Genomic DNA, 1413 nt, shown 5'->3' on the forward strand with positions numbered 1-1413 from the left:
CGCCCGTGCGCAAATGGCCGAAGGGCCGGGCGGTGCGTCGGCTGCGGCGCACCCCCTTGCGCCGGCACGCCGTTTCGGCGCCGACCGGCTGATCCTGATCGGCGCCTCGACCGGCGGGATCGACGCCTTGCTGCAGATCCTGGCGGCCTTCCCTGCCGATTGCCCGCCGACCGCGATCGTCCAGCATACCGGGGCGGCGTTTTCCGACAGCCTGATCCGGCTTTTCGCCCGTTGCGCCGCGGCCCGGGTCGTCACGGCGGAAAGCGGCGTGGCGCTGCAAGCGGGAACGATCATGGTCGGCGCGGGCTGCCGCGGCCATCTGACGCTGCGTCCGGGCAAGGCCCTGATCACCGAGGTGACGCCAGGCGCCCCGGTTTCAGGCCATATGCCATCGGTCGACATGCTGTTCCGCTCGGCCCTGCCGATCGCGCCCCGGGTGGCGGCGGCGCTGCTGACCGGAATGGGGCGCGACGGGGCGCAGGGTCTTCTTGAGCTGCGCCAGGCCGGGGCAAGGACGCTGGCCCAGGACGAGGCGACTTCGGTCGTCTATGGCATGCCGCGCGCCGCGGCCGATCTGGGCGCCGCCGAACGCATCGTCCCCCTGGCGCGGGTCGCACCCGAGCTTCTCGGCCTTTGCGCCGAACCGCGGATGGAGGCCGCACGTCGATGACCCACGCATCCCAGCCGCATACGACCCAGGTTGTGCAGGGCGAATTCCACATCTCGCGCGATCCGGAAGAATTGCTTTCCACGGTGCTTGGGTCCTGCGTCTCGGCCTGTATCTGGGATCCGCAGGCCGGGATCGGCGGGATGAACCATTTCCTGCTGGCCCAGTCCCAGCCCGGCGCCGCCACGGGCGATATCCGCTATGGCGTGCATGCGATGGAGGTGCTGATCAATGCCCTGCTGCGCAACGGCGCGCGGCGCGACCGGCTGCAGGCAAAACTGTTCGGGGGCGCGAAGATTGCCACCAATCTGCGCGACATCGGCGCCTCGAATGCCGCCTTCGCCCGGCAGTTCCTGCGCGACGAGGGGATTGCCTGCGTCGCCGAAAGCCTGGGCGGCACGCAGGCGCGGCGGATCACCTTCCAGCCCGCCACCGGCAAGGCGCGACAATTGCTGATCCCCAGCACCCAGGTCGAGGAAACCCTGCCCCCGCCTCGGCCCCCGCGCGCGCCCGAACGTGCAGCCACGGCGATCGAATTGTTCTGATTGCGCTTTCTGCCGGTCCCCCGGCACTGCGGCCCGGGAAAATCCTGGGCAGATGTGAAGGGCCCGCCCCCCGGTCGGGTGCGGGTGGCCGAACCCCGCCGGTTCTGGGCCGGCCTGCGCACAGACCCGATCCGGGCCGGTCGTTTTTGACAGGTCCTGGCGCGGGGCGACCACGCCGGCGGGCAGGCGCAGCGCGCCGGG

Annotated in this window: 2 protein-coding genes; both read left to right on the top strand. The window is 71.2% G+C overall.

The annotated features are described in order from the left end of the window. On the top strand, positions 1 to 670 hold a 670-nt coding region (locus K1Y73_RS21875; protein ID WP_225030528.1), incomplete at its 5' end, for a CheB methylesterase domain-containing protein. Continuing rightward, entirely contained in the window at positions 667 to 1212 is a 546-nt protein-coding gene (locus tag K1Y73_RS21880) for a chemotaxis protein CheD (protein WP_225030530.1), read from the top strand. The genes K1Y73_RS21875 and K1Y73_RS21880, both read left to right, overlap by 4 nt. Positions 1213 to 1413 lie beyond the last annotated feature (201 nt).

The organism is Xinfangfangia pollutisoli (assembly GCF_020179405.1).
Lineage (GTDB): Bacteria > Pseudomonadota > Alphaproteobacteria > Rhodobacterales > Rhodobacteraceae > Pseudogemmobacter > Pseudogemmobacter pollutisoli.

What these genes read in the sequence shown, in the direction of transcription:
- K1Y73_RS21880 (WP_225030530.1), top strand. Translation starts at nt 667, where the DNA reads ATGACCCACGCATCCCAGCCGCATACGACCCAGGTTGTGCAGGGCGAA.